The organism is Alienimonas sp. DA493 (genome assembly GCF_043951915.1).
Taxonomy (GTDB): domain Bacteria; phylum Planctomycetota; class Planctomycetia; order Planctomycetales; family Planctomycetaceae; genus Alienimonas.
This window is the reverse complement of sequence record NZ_JBINJD010000011.1, coordinates 1-15,937: the sequence shown is the minus strand read 5'-3', so window position 1 is coordinate 15,937 and position 15,937 is coordinate 1. Positions and strand designations below refer to the sequence as shown.

The 15,937-nt window shown below is 73.3% G+C and carries 10 protein-coding genes; 5 read left to right on the top strand and 5 right to left on the bottom strand.

The features are described 5' to 3' along the window. Positions 1-12: 12 nt before the first annotated feature. Entirely contained in the window at positions 13-927 is a 915-nt protein-coding gene (locus ACG2DA_RS02920) for an alpha/beta fold hydrolase (RefSeq protein ID WP_395253968.1), read from the bottom strand. A gap of 137 nt (positions 928-1,064) precedes the next feature. Here ACG2DA_RS02920 and ACG2DA_RS02915 point away from each other — a divergent pair, with 137 nt between their 5' ends. The 4 genes from ACG2DA_RS02915 (at position 1,065) to ACG2DA_RS02900 (ending at position 4,971) form a co-directional block, all read left to right on the top strand. Next, positions 1,065-2,006, top strand: a complete 942-nt coding sequence (locus tag ACG2DA_RS02915) for a hypothetical protein (RefSeq protein ID WP_395253967.1) — start codon at positions 1,065-1,067, stop codon at positions 2,004-2,006. Next, the gene (locus tag ACG2DA_RS02910; RefSeq protein ID WP_395253966.1) at positions 2,003-2,242 is read left to right on the top strand and encodes a hypothetical protein; all 240 of its coding nucleotides are present in this window, start codon (positions 2,003-2,005) and stop codon (positions 2,240-2,242) included. The genes ACG2DA_RS02915 and ACG2DA_RS02910 overlap by 4 nt, the downstream gene beginning before the upstream one ends. A 33-nt stretch (positions 2,243-2,275) precedes the next feature. Further along, positions 2,276-3,139 (top strand): hypothetical protein, encoded by an 864-nt coding sequence (locus ACG2DA_RS02905; RefSeq protein WP_395253965.1) that lies wholly within the window; start codon positions 2,276-2,278, stop codon positions 3,137-3,139. 68 nt (positions 3,140-3,207) lie between these two features. Further along, positions 3,208-4,971: a beta-galactosidase gene (locus ACG2DA_RS02900; protein WP_395253964.1), complete on the top strand. Its 1,764-nt coding sequence runs from the start codon at positions 3,208-3,210 to the stop codon at positions 4,969-4,971. A 244-nt stretch (positions 4,972-5,215) separates the two neighbouring features. Here the strand turns inward: ACG2DA_RS02900 and ACG2DA_RS02895 are convergent, their stop codons facing one another. Next, positions 5,216-7,726, bottom strand: coding sequence for a cytochrome c biogenesis protein CcdA (locus tag ACG2DA_RS02895; protein WP_395253963.1), 2,511 nt, complete (start codon positions 7,724-7,726; stop codon positions 5,216-5,218). A gap of 296 nt (positions 7,727-8,022) precedes the next feature. Between ACG2DA_RS02895 and ACG2DA_RS02890 the strand changes: the two genes are divergently transcribed. After that, complete coding sequence (locus ACG2DA_RS02890) at positions 8,023-11,055, top strand: hypothetical protein (protein WP_395253962.1); 3,033 nt, start codon at positions 8,023-8,025, stop codon at positions 11,053-11,055. 142 nt (positions 11,056-11,197) lie between these two features. On the opposite strand, the gene ACG2DA_RS02885 is transcribed toward ACG2DA_RS02890, so the two are convergent. The 3 genes from ACG2DA_RS02885 to ACG2DA_RS02875 all read right to left on the bottom strand — a co-directional run bounded on the left by ACG2DA_RS02885 (position 11,198) and on the right by ACG2DA_RS02875 (position 15,874). Further along, a complete protein-coding gene (locus ACG2DA_RS02885) occupies positions 11,198-12,973 on the bottom strand; it encodes a hypothetical protein (RefSeq protein ID WP_395253961.1) in 1,776 nt (591 codons plus the stop codon). A gap of 63 nt (positions 12,974-13,036) precedes the next feature. Next, the gene (cmk, locus tag ACG2DA_RS02880; protein ID WP_395253960.1) at positions 13,037-13,687 is read right to left on the bottom strand and encodes a (d)CMP kinase; all 651 of its coding nucleotides are present in this window, start codon (positions 13,685-13,687) and stop codon (positions 13,037-13,039) included. A 117-nt stretch (positions 13,688-13,804) separates the two neighbouring features. After that, entirely contained in the window at positions 13,805-15,874 is a 2,070-nt protein-coding gene (locus ACG2DA_RS02875; RefSeq protein ID WP_395253959.1) for a hypothetical protein, read from the bottom strand. Between the last annotated feature and the right edge of the window lie 63 nt (positions 15,875-15,937).

The window sequence follows — 15,937 nt, the reverse complement described above, 5'->3', positions numbered from 1 at the left end:
TCGTGCTCGGGCCTATTTCAGCCCGTCGAGGAACGCGTCGAGTTCCGCCAGGAACCGCTCCAGTTCGTCGCGGTGCACGCTGTGGCCGGCGTTCGGGATGTGCACCAGACGGCCGGCGGCGAGGGCGTCGGCGACCGCCTGATGTTCGGCCCGTTCCTCGGCGGAGGCGTCGGCTTTGAGGATGAGCGTGGGGGCCGTGATCGTCTGGAACAACTCGCCCATCGACTTCCGCTCGCCCCCGCTCCGCCTTGCCAGGTGCGGGTGGTAGAGCCGCTTGGAGCGGGCCCAGTATTCGCACTCCGTCCGCGACCAGCCCGGGGATTGCCGCTGGCACTGGGCGAGCAGGTCCTCGTAGGGCGTGTTGTTGCGGTCGAGGATTTGCCGCATCGCCCGGCGTTCGCGGTCGGCGGCGTCGCCGTCGTCGTTCCCGCCGCCGCGGCGTTGCGGCCAGGGGGTCAGGCGGGGGTCGACCAGCACGACGGCCCGCGGCACGTCCGGCGAGGCGGCGGCGAACGCCGCCGCGGAGGCGCTGCCCATCGAGTGCCCCATCACGATCGGGTCCTTCAGTCCCAACGCCTCGATGACGGTCCCGATATCCCGCACCTGGGCGGCCATCGGGTCGTCGGCGGCCGGCGGGTCGGAGAGGCCGTGGCCGCGGGCGTCGGTCATGATCACGTCGAAGTCCGCCTCCAGCTTGGAGGCGACCTCCGTCCAGCACAGGCCGTCGTCGGAGAAGCCGTGCAGCAGGACCAGGGGCGGTTTGTCGCCGCCGGTCCGCCAGTAGTTCAGGCGGGCGCCGTCGTCGGTCAGCACGCGGCCCTGCGTCCAGCCGGCGGGGGGAACGGCGGGCCCGTCGGCGAGGGCGGGGGACGCCCCGGCCAGCAGGGCCGAGAGCAGAACGAAGGTCGGGAGCGGCGAGCGCGGCATCGGAAGACCGGGGAAAGCGGGCGGGCGACCCCATCGTTCCCATCCGCGCCCGGCCGCACCACCGCACCCGGCGCCGCGCCGGGGTTGGGGATCGGATATCATGAGGCGGCGCCGCCCGTTTCCGCCGAGGTTCCGCCGTGCTCGCCGCCCTCCTCGCCCTGACCGCTGTTCTGCCCGACGAATCGGCCCCCGCGGACGCCGCCGCCGCCCGGGCCGCCGTGGAGCGGGCCGTCCCGTACCTGCAAACGGCCGGGGACCGCTGGATCGAGCAGAAGGACTGCGTCTCCTGCCACCGCGTCGGCAATCAGCTGTGGGCCTTGGGGGTCGCCGCCCAGAGCGGAGCGGCCGGGGACGGGCGGTTCGAGGAGCGGGCCGCGTGGGCGGCGATGGCGTCGCTCGCCGAGACCGACGACGGCCCGCCCGCCGGCGCCGGCAACCGGGAGGGCGTCGCCCAACTGCTGCTGGCCCCCGGCGCCGTGCCGGACGCCGAACAGCGGGCGGCGCTGGTCGCCCTGCTGCGGGACGGCCAGCGGGAGGACGGCGGCTGGGACGCCGGCGGACAACTGCCCATGCAGAAGCGGCCGAAGGCGGAAACCGAAGTCGCCTCCGCCCTCTGGATCGCCCTCGCCCTGCACGGGGCGGACGCCGCCGACCCGGCGGTCGATCGGGCCGCCGCGTTCGCCGACGCGGCCCCGACGCCCGTCAGCGTCGAACCGCTCGCCGCCCGCCTGCTGCTCGCCGCCGCCCGCGACGAGCCGGCGGCGCGGGACCGCCTGATCGCCGACCTGAAAACCAACCAGCGGCCCGACGGCGGTTGGGGCTGGCTGACGGACGAACAGAGCGACGCCCTGGGGACCGGCCTCGCCCTGTTCGCCCTGCTCGAAGCCGGCGTGCCGCCGGGCGACCCGGCCGCCCTCGCCGCCCGCCGGTTCCTCGTCGATTCGCAGCGGCCGGACGGCAGTTGGGCGGTCCGGGGGACGAAGGAGAAGGGCCGCGGCCGGGTGACGGAGACGGCCTCCTACTGGGGCGCCGCCTGGGCGACGGCCGCCCTCGCCCGCGGCCTTCCCCCCGGCGGGTGACCGACGTTCGCCCCGCTGCGCCCCCCAAATCCGGCGGGCGGGTCTCCGCCCCGGCCGAAAGCGGCGCGACGCACGTCGTCGACCGGGCCGCGTCCCGGGACGATCTGGCGGTTCAGGTCCGCAACGAAACGCCCGGCCTGGTCCGGGCCAGCCCGGCCGCGGTCGACGGCCGGCTGTCCCTGCGGCCCGCCGACGCCCTGCGCTGCATCGCGGCGCCGGAGGCTCCCGTTCGCTAACCTCTCCGCCCGCCGTCCGCTCCCGGAACTTCCATGCTCGATCGTCGCGACCTGCTCGGCCTCTCCGCCGGCGCCCTGACCCTCGGGGGGCTCGGCGCCGCCCGCGCCTCGGAACTCCGCCCCGCCCAGCGGCCGCGGCCGCCGTACCGGGTCTGGTTCCAGCCCCGGCAGTTCCACCGCGACATGAGCCTGTACCGGCACATGACGATCGACGCCAGCGGCTGGCTCGACCCGGCCCTGTGCGAACTGACCGGTCGCACCGGCCTCCGCTGGGTCTACGGCACGCAAAACCCGTTCGCGGAGAACTCCGATTATTGGACGACGGAACTCGCCCCGCCGGCCCGCACCTCCTCGCACCTCGGGCAACCATTCGTCGGCCCCGGCGTGGCGATCGACGAATGGGTCCCGCCGCAGCGGCCCGGGGTGGAGCAGTACCTCGCCGACGGACTCCGGGCCGCCAAGGAGGCCGACCCGGACCTGTTCCTCTGCGTCTGGTACACGGACCTCCGCGAGCCGCTGGTCAAATTAATCAAAGACGGCGTCGTCGATCTGGCGATCGTGGAGGGTTACACCCACACGCCGGAACGCTTCGGCCCGGGGGCCTACCTCGCCTGGACGACCTGCCTGCGACGCTGCGAGGAGGCCGCGGCGGCGGGCACGCTGGACAATACGATCTTCAGCTTCGGCCACATCACCGACGAGCCTCACATCCATGGCCAGCGGCTCTCCCCGGAGCAGCTCACGGAGCGGGCGGAGGAGATCAAAGACCGTTATCCCCAGATGCCCGGCGTCGCCTTCTATCAAAGCGACTCCCCGGACACCCCGGAGCTGCGGGAACTCGTGCGGCATTGCGACCGCCTCAGCGGCCGCCTGTGGCCCGACGCCCCGGCCGGGTAACGCGGCGGGGGGGCGGATAGAATGACGGGTCGAAGCTCTCGCCCGTTCCGCCTCGCCCGGAGATTGTGATGCCCCGCCGCCGTCCCGCGGGACTCGTCGCGACCGTACTGCTCGCCGCCGTCGGCGTGATTGACGACCGCCCCGCCCCGGCGGCCCCGCCCGCCGGGGCCGCGGTGGGGTGGAGCCCCTTCGGGATTGGGTCCTGCCACGTCAACGGCCGGTCGGCGGAGGACCTTGCCCGCTGGATGCCGCAGATGGCGGCGATCGACCTGCACGTCTACCGCACGCCCCACACGAGTTGGAACGCCGTCGAGCCGGAGCCGGGCGTCTTCGATTGGACGGCGCTGGACGCCCAGATGGAGTATCTGGACAAGCGGGGCTTTCAATACGGCGCCCTGCTGCTCGGCAATCCCCGCTGGAACGAGGCCGACCCGCCGGGGCATCTGCCGGTCAACAACGTGGCGGGCTGGTCGAACTACGTCACCCAATTAGCGAGGCGCCTGAAGGGCCGGGTGCGGCGCTACGAAGTCTGGAACGAACCGCCGAACTTCACCGGCGAAGACCAGACGCCCGCCGACTACGCCAAACTGGTCGTCGCCGCCCACGACGCCGCGAAGGCCGTCGACCCGGACTGCCAAATCGGATTGGCGGCCAAGTCGGCCCATATCAACTACCTGGAACAAGTGATTCTCGCGGGGGCGAAGGACCACTTCGACTATATCGTCCTGCACCCCTACGAGGCGCTGGACGGCGTCGCCGAAAACGCCGGCACGGAGGCGGTGTTCATGAACGTCGTCCCGGTCGTGCGCAAGATGCTCGCCGCTCAGAACCCGGCGAAGGCGGACGTGCCGATCGTCTATACCGAACTCGGCGTCAACGCGGAGAATAAGGGGGCAGACGTCCAGGCCCATGCGCTGGTCAAAGCCTACGTGATGGGGATCGCCTCCGGCGTGGAGTGCATTCAATGGTTCGAGGGCCGCGACGGCGACAGCGGGCCGATGGGCCTGCTGGACCGCAACGGCGTCGCCCGCCCGGCGTATACGGCGCTCGCCACGCTCATCGACCGACTCGGCCAACGCCCGCAACCGCTCGGGTGGGTCCTCTTAAACGACCGCCACCATGCCTTCCTGTTCGACGGCGCCGACGGCCCGGTCCTCGCCACCTGGGGCGACGCCGGCGTGTCCGACCGCTACGACTTCGGCCGGGACGTCCGGGTCGTCGATCCGCTGACCGGGCACATGACGACGCAGCGTTCGTTGGAGCTGACGACGGCCCCCGCCCTCGTGCTGGACCCGCCGCCGGCCCTGATCGACCGGGCGAAGGCGAACCGCGGCGAGCCCTTCCCCTGGGGCGGGAACGACCCCGGCAGCCCGGCCGAGTACGCGGCGGCAGACGAGGTGTTCCTGGAGTTCGGCGAGGAGGTCGTCGAACGCGGCCTGCACACCCGCTCCGCCGCCGGCCTCACCGAGGCGGTCGTTGCCTACGGCGGCTCCGCCCGGGCCGGCAACGTGCCGGGCGGGAACGTGTTCATCGTCGATCCGCACTTCCTCTCCTACGAGTCGACGCCGATCGAAATCACCGTCGAGGTGCGGCGGAACCCGGAGAACGTGAATTCCGGCTTCAAACTCGTCTACGAATCTCCCGACGGCTTCAAAACCGCCGGCGGCTGGTACACGGTGCCGGACAACACGCAATGGCACACGAAAACCTGGCGGATCGACGACCCGCAGTTCGTGAACTACTGGGGCTTCAACTTCATTTTGGAGTCGGACGGCGACGTTTATAACAAGTACCTGATCCGCCGGGTGTCCGTGCGGAAACTGGACCAGTAAGGCCCGCCGCGTACGCCATCAACCCGCTCGTCCCCCCTCGCCCCCTTTTGGGGGAGAGGGGTCGGGGGTGAGGGGGCAGTGATGCCCGAACGCTGTTCACAGTCCGCCGACTCTCCGTCAGACACCTCACCGCAGAGAGCGGCAGCGGGCGAACCGTGCGTCACCCTCACCCCCGGCCCCTCTCCCTCAAGGGAGAGGGGAGGACCGGGAAGAAGTCGGGATAAATAATTCCTTCCCTCGGCCGCTACTTCGCGGCCGCGGTGCGGACGGGGTCGCCCGGCAACTTTTTGCCGGCCGCTTCCTCCAGCATGTCGAGGAACGCCTGCTGGGTGATGACGCCGTTATACACCGCCGGGTCGTTCGGCCGGTCGCCGGGGAAAACGGCGAGGTGCGGCACGCCGATGCCGCCGAGCTTGTTCATCCACTCGTAGGCTTCCGGCGACAGGTCGATCCAGCCCTTCATCGGCACGATGTCCAATTCGCGGTAGGCCTCGTGAGCCGCGACGGTGTCGATCGCAGTCGCCTCGTTGATGTCGCAGTTCGGGCAGATCGTGCTGCGGAAGTCGACCAGCACCGTGCGGCCGGCGGCCCGCAGTTCGTTCAGGCGCTCCACGTCGAATTCTTCCCAACCCTCCTCGCGCTCCGCCACGGCGGTCGCGTTGAGGCCGCCCTCCGGGGCGATCTGCACGGCGAGATAAACGACCGCCGCCGTCACCCCGGCGGCGACGATCCGCATGCCGTATTTGCGGTTGAAGGAGTCGTTGTGCCGGATCAGCCGGCCGACGATCCACAACCCCATCGCCAGGCCCAGCAGGCCGACGAGGATCGGCAGCCACAATTCCAGCGGCCGCACGCCCTGGAGCAACCACAGGGCCGTGCCGAGCAGCAGCAAGCCGCCGAACTCTTTGAACCGCACCATCCAGTCGCCCGGCCGGGGCAGGAGCTTGGTGGCGCTGGGTACCGCGGCGATCAGCAGGTACGGACTGGCGAAGCCGAGGCCGATCGCCAGCCACAACGCCACGCTGCCGAGCGGGTTGGAATCCGCCAGCGACACGGCGAAGGCGCCCACGACGCCGATGAACGGCCCGGTGCAGGGCGTCGCCAGCAGGGTGGTGAACACGCCGCCCAACACGGCCCCGAGGGCGCCCTCCCGATGTCCGCTCGCCCCGGCGGCGGTGCCCACCAGGCCGGGCACGGGAATCTCGTACAGCCCCAGCATCGACAGCCCCAGCGCGAACACCAGCGTGAGCGAGATCACCTTGCCCGTGTTGGAGTTCACCTGATCGCCCCAGCCGAACGATTCGACGTTCATGAACGCCCCGAGCCCCAGCGTCAGCAGGGCGAACACCAGGAACACGCACAGCACGCCGGCGGAATACCAGAGGTTCAACGCCAGCACTCGCGCCCGACTCTCGCCCGCCTGCTTGGCGAAGCTCATCGCCTTCAACGCGATCACCGGCAGCACGCAGGGCATGAAGTTCAGGATCAGCCCGCCCAGGAAGGCCCAGGGCAGCGCCCACCACACGCCGGCCTCTTCGATCCAGCTCTTTTCCAACACAAACGAATCAGCCAACGCCTCGCCCGCTTCCACGTCCCCGGCGGGCCCCGCCGGCGGAACGACCGCGGGCGGCCCGGCGACGGCCGCGTCGCCGTCCGTCTCCGCCGGCGCAGCGCCGAGCGTGAACGGCACGGTCTTCGGCGGCAGACAGGTCTGATCGGTGCAGGCCTGATACTGGACCGCAGCGCGCAGGCCGTAGGCGGCGTCGGTCACCTCGTAGGGGCGGGTGAACGTGATTTCGCCGTGGTGCTCCCGCAGCGTGACGCCGCCGGCCCGCTCCACGGTCTCGGCGGGCTCGGAGGGGGCGAACTCGCCCCGCGGCGCCAATCCGGCGGCGTCGACCTCCACGGTCGTCGGCAGAGCGACGGAGCCGGGATCCGTCATCGCGTAGACGTGGTACGCCTCGTCGATCGTCAGCGTGACGGTCAGGTCGACCGTCTCCCCGACCGCGGCGCCGGCCGGCAGGAAGGCGTGCAGCGCGACCGGCCCGTCCTTGCCGCGAACCTGCGGGATCTCCGCGAACGCAAACGTCTCCTCGGCGTCACCGGACTCGACGGCGGAGTCCGGCTGGGCGGCCGGCTCGGCGGCGGCGACCGGTTCGTTCTCGCCGGGCGTCATCTCGGCGGCGGACAGTTCCGCCTCGAACGCCGCGTCCCCCTTGCCCAGCAGGATGCACGCCCCGCCGACGCCGGCGCTGCAATAGGAGCCCCGCAGTTCCCCCGCGATCCGCAGGGTGCCGGCGGCGTCCTCCGCGACCGCGAACGGCCGCGTCCAGGTGACCTCCTCAGTGAACTTCTCCACCACCCCGCCGTAGCCGGGGTCGAGTTCGCTTTTCGGTTCGCGGCCCGGCGTGAAGCCGTCGCCGGCCGGTTCGAGGCCGGCCGTCTCCGTCAGCCGGAACTTCGCCGGCATGCCGGCCGGGCTCGTCTGGCTGAGCAGGTAGAAGCCCTCGGGGATGCGGGCGGTGATCGCCAGCGTGACGGTCTCCCCGGCCGCGGGGGCCTCGGCGAGGGCGTCGCCGTCGGCGTCGACGAACTCCGCGGAGATCTTCAGCCGTTCCTGCTTCGCGGTCGGCAGGTCGAAGACGTCGCTGAGGCTCTGCCCGACCGCGGGCGAGGCGCCCACCGCGAGGCCGCAGAGCACGAGGACGGCGGACAGCAACCGGGGGGCGACCGCGACGAGCGAGCGAGCGGGCATGGGACTTCGTCCGGAGAGCCGGGGCGAGGGGGGCGGACCGCAGTGTAGATCGCCGGCCCCGGACGGTCACGACCGATCGCCCCGCACGACGACGCGTCCGTTCCTACGTCGCCCCCCGCCCGGACGTGGGACGGGTCGCCGCCGTCGTCCGCCCCGGGCTCCCGAGACGACCCCCTTCCGCGGGCGGGGGGGATGTGGTATGGAAACGGTTCGTGGGCGAAGGAACCCGCCCGTCGAACCGCCCCGCGTCGCCCTCACCGGCGGCGTGCTTTCCTCCCGGTCAAGGACGACCGCCCGTGTCCGACCGCCGCCGCCGCCGTCGCCGCCCCGGCGGGTCCGAGCGCCCGCAAGACGTCCCCCGGAACGTTCCGGAACCGCCCCGCGACGATCGGGAGCCGTGGGCGGAATACGAATCCCGCGCCGACCGGGACGCCGCCTCGGCCCCGTCGGAGGAGCCGGTCGACGGCGGCACCCTCGCGGACGCCCTCGCCGAGTACGAGCGCCGCCGCGACGAGCTGATCCGCGCCCGCCGCCGGGATCGCGACGAGGCGCCGGTCGCGGAGCCGGAGGAGGAACGGGACTGGCCCGAGGAGCGTTGGGAGACAGACGCCGACGCCGCCTGGGACGACGACAACGAGGACGACGAGCCCGCGAGCCCCGGTCGCGGGATCTCTCCGGCCCGGCGGGGGCTCGGCACGCCCCGGATGAACCCCGCGCTGGCCGCGGCGGCGTACGAACCGGACGAGGACGAAGACGCCCCCGCCCCCCGCACGCCCCGCCCCGCCGCGGCCCCCGTCGCGGCTCCGGCCGGGCGGACGCCGACGGTCGCCGCCCGCTCCGCCCTGGACGCGGCCGAGGCCCGCCGCGGGTACTCCCTGCGGACGCCGCGGGAGGTCCGGCGGGACGGCCCCGTCGCCTGGGCCCTGCGGGGCTACCGCCGGTTCCGCCGCCAGTTGCGGCAGAACCTCACGGCGTACGGGCACCGGTACAACACCGTCGGGCCGAACGCCGCGACGGACAGCAAGCCGGCGCTGCTCTGGCTGGTCGATTTCCCGCGCCTGGTCGGGATGTGGATCAGCCACGTCGACTACCGCGCGACCCGGGCCGTCACGCTGACGTTCCGCGACCTGCGGAGCCGGCCGACGCGGATCCCGTTCAGCGCCGCCGAGGTCCTCAGCCCGCACGTCGCCTTCACGGTGCCGACCTGTGCGGACCTCAACCCGATCTGGCGGTGGCCGTCGGTGCGGACCTGGGTCCGCGAGTTCCGCAACGACTGGCGGAGCGCCCTGGCCCTCGCCGCCGCCGGCGCGGGGGCGGCGGTCGCCGGGGCGAAGGAGGAGTTCGCCGCGGAGTTGTCCGCCGTCGGCGACCGCACCGGTCGCGGCCTGGCCTGGACGCAGGCCCAGGCGACGCGGTTCGACAGCCTGTTCCGCCCCACCGGCCGCAACGACGACCGCGCCTGGTGGTTCGGGATCGGCACCGGGATGTGCGGGCTGTTCCTCACCTCGCTGCTGTTTCTATGGGACGAACCGGCCGTCGCGGAGGTCAGCCCGGTCGCCTCCCTCGGTCCGAAGACGGTGGAATCCGGCGAGCGGGCCCTCTCCCCCGTGCCCGACGCCGCCCTCGAACCGGAGCGGGACGACTTCGACGACCCCGCCGACGAGCTGTTCGATGCGGAGTTGTTCGGCGGCGACCCGTCGGCGGCGGAGGACCCGGACGCCACCCGGATCGCCCGCGGCCAGTCCGACCCCACGCAACAGAGCGACGCCGACCTGTTCGGCGGCCTGCCCAACCCGCTCGCGGGGCTCGACGAGATGGGCGAGTTCGCCCACGAGCCGGCCCCGGAGAGCTACGTCCGCCCGCTGCCGGCGCTGACGATCGACCTGCGACGGGCCGAGCCGGACTTCGGCGACGACCTGCCCGGCTACGAGCCCCCGGACGACGAGACGCCCTCCGAGGCCGTCGCCGCCCCGGTCCGCACCCCGCTGCCCGCCGACCCCGGCGGGTGGGACGAGGAACGCCGCCGCAGCGAACCGGCCGCCCCCGCTCTGCCGCCGGAGTACATCGGCGTGCCCCCCGGTTCGCTCCCTGCCGATAGCGGGGCGAGCGATCCCTCGTTCGACCCCGGCTTCCCGGACGATTTCGGCGATGTCCCCGCCGACGCCCCGTCCGGCGACCGCTGGGGCGCCGCCAGCCTGCCGGCCGGCGCGGAGCCCACCGACCCCGACCTGCCGGCCGACGGCGTGCCCGCCGCGGCGGGCGCCGGGCTGACCGTCACCCGGTCGGCCCCCGGGACGGCGACGCTCGGCGCTCCCTACACCTATGATTTGTGGGTGAAGAACGAGGGCGACGCCCCCGCGACCGCCGTGCTGGAGGAGGCCGTCGGCCCTGGCGTCCGCGTCACCGACGCCGCGCCTCCCGCCTCCTTCCTCCCCGGCGCCGACGGGGCCGCCGACGGGGCCGCCGACCTCGCCGCCGGCCCCGGCCTCGGCGGGGGGATTCTCACCTGGGAACTCGCCTCGCTGCCGCCGGGGGCCGTCCGGCAGCTGACCGTCACCGTGCACCCGCTGCCCGGGGCGGGCGCCGGGGAGCACGGCGAGGAGGTCGCCTTCACCACCGACGCCCGCGTGACCGGCCGCTGGGCCGTCGCCGGGACGACCGTCGTCATGGCCCCCCCGGAACCGGAACCGGAACCGGAGCCGGAGCCGGAGCCGGTCGATCGCTGGGAGCCGGACTGGCCCTCCGACCCGCCGGTGGTGGACGACTTCGACTTCCCCGCCGAACCGGCCGACCTCCCGCCGGAGGAGCCGCTCGACGAACCCGCCCTCGAAGAACCGATCGAGGAACCGGCTTGGGAACCGCAGCCGCTGCCGGATCCGGCAATCCAGCCCGCCCAGATCCTCCGCCCCGAGCCGGAGCCCGAAGACGAGCCGGAGCCCGCCCTCGAACCCGAGCCGGCCGCGGCGCCCGCCGAGCCGGAACCGACCGCCGCGGCCCCCCGCCTGCGGGTCGTGTTGGCCGGCCCCCGCGGCGTGCGGGCCGGGGAGGACGTGCGGCTGACCGTCACCGTCACCAACGAGGGCGCCGGCCCCGCGGAGGCGGTCGCGATCGACTGCCCGGTGCCCGACCGCCTGCGGCATCCGCACGGCAAGGTCGTGCGGTGTCTGCTGGGCGAACTGGAACCGGGCGAGGTGCGGACCGCCTCCTTCATCGCCCGGGCCGTCGACCCCGGCCCCGCCCGGCCGGAGCTGACCGTCACCGCCCGCGGCGGCCTCAAAGCCGCGGTGACCTCCCCCCTGACCGTTCGCCCCGCAGTCGTCTGCCGGTAGGGCCGGCGGTCCTGCGGACTCTGTCTCCCAACCCGATGCGCAAGTATCGGCCGTCAGGCCCTCGGCGGACGCACGGCCGGAGCTTGCGCTCCGGGCTGGTATGGGAGGGAATCCGCGGCGAACCGCACCGTTCTTTCGCCACTCAATCCAACGGCAGCGGGGCCGGGGCGGGCTCGGTGAGGGGGACCGGCGCCGGGGCGGCGGCGGGCGTCGTTTCCCGGGCGGCGATCAGTTGGGCGGCGAGGCCCATCGCGGTCGTGTCGAGCGCCACGCCCCCCGGACCGCCCGGCGGCGGGGATTCGAACAGGAATCCGTCCGGGGTGAGGCGGTCCGTCAGCGCCTCCCGCACGGCGTCCGCGGCGGCGGCGTGCTCCTCGCCCAGCCACCCCGCCTTCACGCCGATCGCCCACGCCGCCGCGACCCCCACGGCGTTCGTCAGCCCCGGCCCCGGCGCCGGTTTGGAACCGTCCGCCGGCTCGGCGGAGAACGGCTCTTCCGACATGAAACGGTTCAGCGCCGCGTCAGCGAGCCGACGGAACGCGGCGACCAGATCGGCGGCGTCTTCCCTCTCGCCCACGGCCGCGAGCGTGCGGGCAGCCCCCAACAGACGGAGCATCCGGCGGCGGACGCGGAGCGGCGCCGGGTCGTCCTCGTCGCCCCCCTCAGGGTCGGCGAGGCGACTGCGCAGTGCCCGCAGGGCCGCCGCCGTCAGTTCCTCATTTCCCCGCGCCCGCCCCAACGCCGCCATCGGATAGGCGACGGCGAGGAGCCCCGCGGCGGCGGACGTCTCGGCCGCTCCCGGCGGGACCGGACCGGCCGGCGGCGTCGGGCCGACCGGCGGGCCGGCGAGCCAGCGCTGCCGCAGGGCGTCCAGCAGCGGGTGGTCCGGGGCGAGGCGGGCCAGGGCCGCGAAGGGAGCGGCGTCCGGGGCGTCCGCGAGGGTGGCCCCCGGCGGCGCCAGCGGGCCGGGCGGGGGCACGGCGGCGGTGCCCGGTCCGCCGGTGAGGAACAGCGCCAGATGACGGCGGGCCGTTTCCCGCAGCGCGGCCCGCTCCGGGAGCGCGGCGAGGTCCAGCAGCCCGTCCAGCACGGCGCCCTCCCGCCATCCGAACGGCTGCAACGTGGCCAGCGAGTCCAGCCGACGGAAGAACTCCGTCCACGCGTCGTCCGCCCCGAGCACGAGCAGGTGCGGCCGCAATTCGAGCGGCACGTGGAGCGCCCCGGCGTCCGCCTCCTCGACGGCGGCCTCGATCTCCACGCTGTCGTACTCGGCGCCGAGGACCCACAGCGTCTCCGGGCCGCCGACGACCCGCAGGGCCAGCCCCTCGCGGAGGGCCGCCTCTCCGCCAACGGAGGAGAGCGGCACCGAGAACAGTTGCAGCGGCGGGGCGAACCGCACGTCGACGGCGCCCCGCAGCGAGCCCGTGACCGGCGAATGCACGCCGACGGCGCCCGCGGCCGGGGCGCCCATCGCCAGGGCGAACCGGACCGCGGCGACGTCGGTCGTCCGGCGCCCCTCCGGCAGCGGGGGGAACCGCAGCGTCGTCGTGCCCCAGCCGGGAACCCGCGGCCCCGCCGGATAGGCGGCGAACGCCGGCCAGCCGAACGGCGCCCGCCCGCCGGACGGCAGATCGTCCGGCGGCAGCGTCGCGACCGGTTCGTCGCCCGCCGGGTCGTCCTCGTCCGGGTCGTCCGCCGGGAACGGCTTCACGTCCGGCCGGCGGAAGGCCGCGGCGGGGCTGGCCGGCAGAACGATCGCCCCCGTGACCGGCTCCGGGGAGAACGGGTCGGCCCCCGGGGCGAACGGGTCTTCGGCCTCCGCGCCCCGGGCGAGCGGGTCCTGGGCGAAACCGCGGCCGGACGCAGCGAGCAGCGCGGCGAGGCCGGCCGAGCGGCGGGCGAACTGACGGCGGTTCATGGCGGCCTTCCGACCGGGAGCACGGGGGATCAGGCGCCGCGGGGGATCAGGCGCCGCGGGGGATCAGGCGCCGCGCCGGCGGGCCAGGGCGACCAGGTCCGCCACGACCGCCTCCAGCGGTTTGTCCGTCGTGTCGTATCGCACCGCGTCCGCGGCCGGCTTCAGCGGGGCGGCGGCCCGCCGTTCGTCTTTCTCGTCCCGGCCCGTCACCTCCGCCAGCACCTCGGCGAGCGGCACGTCCCGACCCGCGGCGAGCAGCTCCAACCGGCGGCGCTCCGCCCGGGCCTCGGCGTCGGCGGTGAGGAACACCTTCAGAGCGGCATGCGGGAACACGACCGTGCCCTGATCACGGCCCTCGGTGACGGTGTCGCCCGCCTCGCCGACCTTTCGCTGCAGGGCGACCAACGCGGCCCGCACCGGCGGGTGCACCGCCACGGCGCTGGCCGCGGCGCCGGCGGCGGGGGTGCGGACCAGTTCGGTCCAGTCCTCCCCGTCGACCGACAGGCGGTCGCCGGTCTGCTCCAGCCGGGCCGCCGCCGCGGTGCGACCGCAGGCTTCGCCGTCGCTCAGATCGGTCCCGGCCCGTTCGCACAACAGCCCGACGGCCCGATACATCGCCCCGGTGTTGAGGAACCGGAAGCCCAGTTCGTCGGCCAGCCGGCGGGCGACGGTGCTTTTGCCGGAGCCGGCCGGGCCGTCGAGGGTGATGATCATGGGCGAAGCGCGGGAACGGAATCCGGGGCGAAAGCTTACCGGAATCCGCCCGAAACCCGAGTCCGCCCGGTCCTCGAGCGCCCAGGCCGGACGGGATCCCGCCGACGCCCAACCGCCTCAGTCGCTTGACCCGCGGAAGTACGACTCGCCGAATTCTCGGTACTCGTCGGCCGGATCCGGTTTGGGGGCGTTGACGTCGGTCATCTGCGGTCCCAAGCCCTCCCGTTCCTGGGCCACGCTTTTCGCCACCGCCTGCCGCTGGAGTTCCAGGCCGGCGTCGATCTCCCGGACGGAGCCGGTGTCGAGCATCAGCAGGACGCGGCCCGGCGGCAGGTTGCGGTTGCCGAGGTTCAGGTCCGGGTGGAACGCGGCGGCTCCGTCCGGCAGGGCGTCCACGCCGATCACCACGTGCTCGGTGACGAACGGGTAGGTCGCCTTCTCGTTCTTCTCCTGCTTGAACGGGTCCAGCGTGTAGGTGTTGCGCTCCTCGAACACCAGCAGGTCGCCGGCGTCCACGCGGGTGTCCTTGGCGACGAGCGTGCCGTACTCGCGGGAGTACTCCGTCACCTCCAGCCGGGCCTCCGGCAGGACGCCGTTCTCGTTGGGGTAGACCGCGGTGAGGTAGGCCAGTTCGTCCGGCGGGATGGAGACGACCGCGCTGGGCTCGCTCCAGGGGGTCCAGCGGGTTTCGCCCTCCAGCGCGGAGGGGTCGGAGACGTCCGCGGCGCCGAGGCCGAAGTTCGGGTTGGCGACCTGCACCCGCATCCGGTAGCGGTAGGCCTGCCCGGGTTCGACGGCGACGTCGAAGAACCGGGTGAGCAACAGCACGTCGGCGGCGCTCAGCCGCTCCAGCGCCGCCCGCACCGGGTCCTTCTCCTCGCCTTCGGCCGGGCCGCGGTCGACGATCGCCCGCATCGCGGCGCCGCGGTCGTAACGCTGGGCCCGCTGCGGAATCCAACTGCGTTTTTCCGGGCCGGCGGCGGCCTGCACCTCTTCCTGCACGACGGCCTCCTCGCGGAGCCGTTCCTCAATCTTTTGCCGCAGGACCGGGTCCTCGCGGGTGAGGTCGAACTCCTTGAGGCGGGGGTGCGAGGCCGGCCGTTTATCCCAGGTGCCGTAGGCCGGGGTGAACAGCGGCATCGTCAGCGACGGGTCCGTCAGCGCGGGGGAGACCACCTCGATCGGCTGCCCCGTGGAGGCGTAAAGATCCTCGCCGAGCAGTTCCAGCGCGGCCTCGCGGTCGACGGGTTCCCAGTCTTCGCTGTAGGGGTTGGCGCCGGAGGAAATCCGCTGCCGCTCGACCTGCAGGTCGAGGAACTCCAACCGGGCCTTCGCTTCGGTGATGGAAATATTCATGGAGCGGGCCATTTCCTGCACCTGACGGCGGAAGGGGAACACGCCGCGGACCGCCGCCATCTTCACGCCCTTGCCGCGGGCGTTGATCGTGGCGGGGTTGCCGTACTCGCCCTCCTCGCCGGAGAACGGCATGCCGCTCTCCATATCCATTTCGCTGCCGAACATGCCTCTCCCGCGGCCGTATCCGCCCTCGCCGTATTGCGCCGACGACCCATCCCGCTCTTCCCCGTACGACCCATCCCGCTCTTCCCCGTACCCCTCACTGGACGACCCTTCGAAATCGAACCCGCCGAAGCCCCGGGGAACCCCGCCGGCGCCGCTGAGGTTCAGTTCGAACTCGCCCGGCTCCTCCTCTTCGCCGTCCAGCAGGCTGCCGTCCTCGGAGGTCGGGTCGTTTAACTCGTCCTCCGGCACCAGACGCACCGGCAGGGCGAGGTAGTCGACGATCACGTCCTCGACCGGCAGCCAGGTCGGTTCGCTGCCCTTTTCTTGGATCGGATAGAGCGGGACCAGGAAGGACTTCGGCCAGGCCGTCTCGCCCGGGTTCATCGTCTCCATGACGCGTTCGGCCTCGGCGGCGACGTCGAACTCCGGAATGTCCTCCGCCCGCCGCTCCGCCGTCCAGGAGCTGACCTGCAACGCCCGCCGCTGGGCGTCCAGGTCCTGCATCACGTCGTTGGGGTCCTTCTCCGTGTAGCGTCCCTTCGAGACGCCGGAGTAGAGGACGAGCCCCGCCACGAGCACGGCGACGACCAGACCGGCCTTCTCCGCGTGGTCCGCGGCGAGCTGCTTCCAGTTCGCGTTTTTCAGTCCGTCGAGCGAAAACTTCATGGGACTCTGCGGCGGGGGGCGGTGACGACGGGGGAAATGCGGGAACGCCGGGGGCCGCGCCCC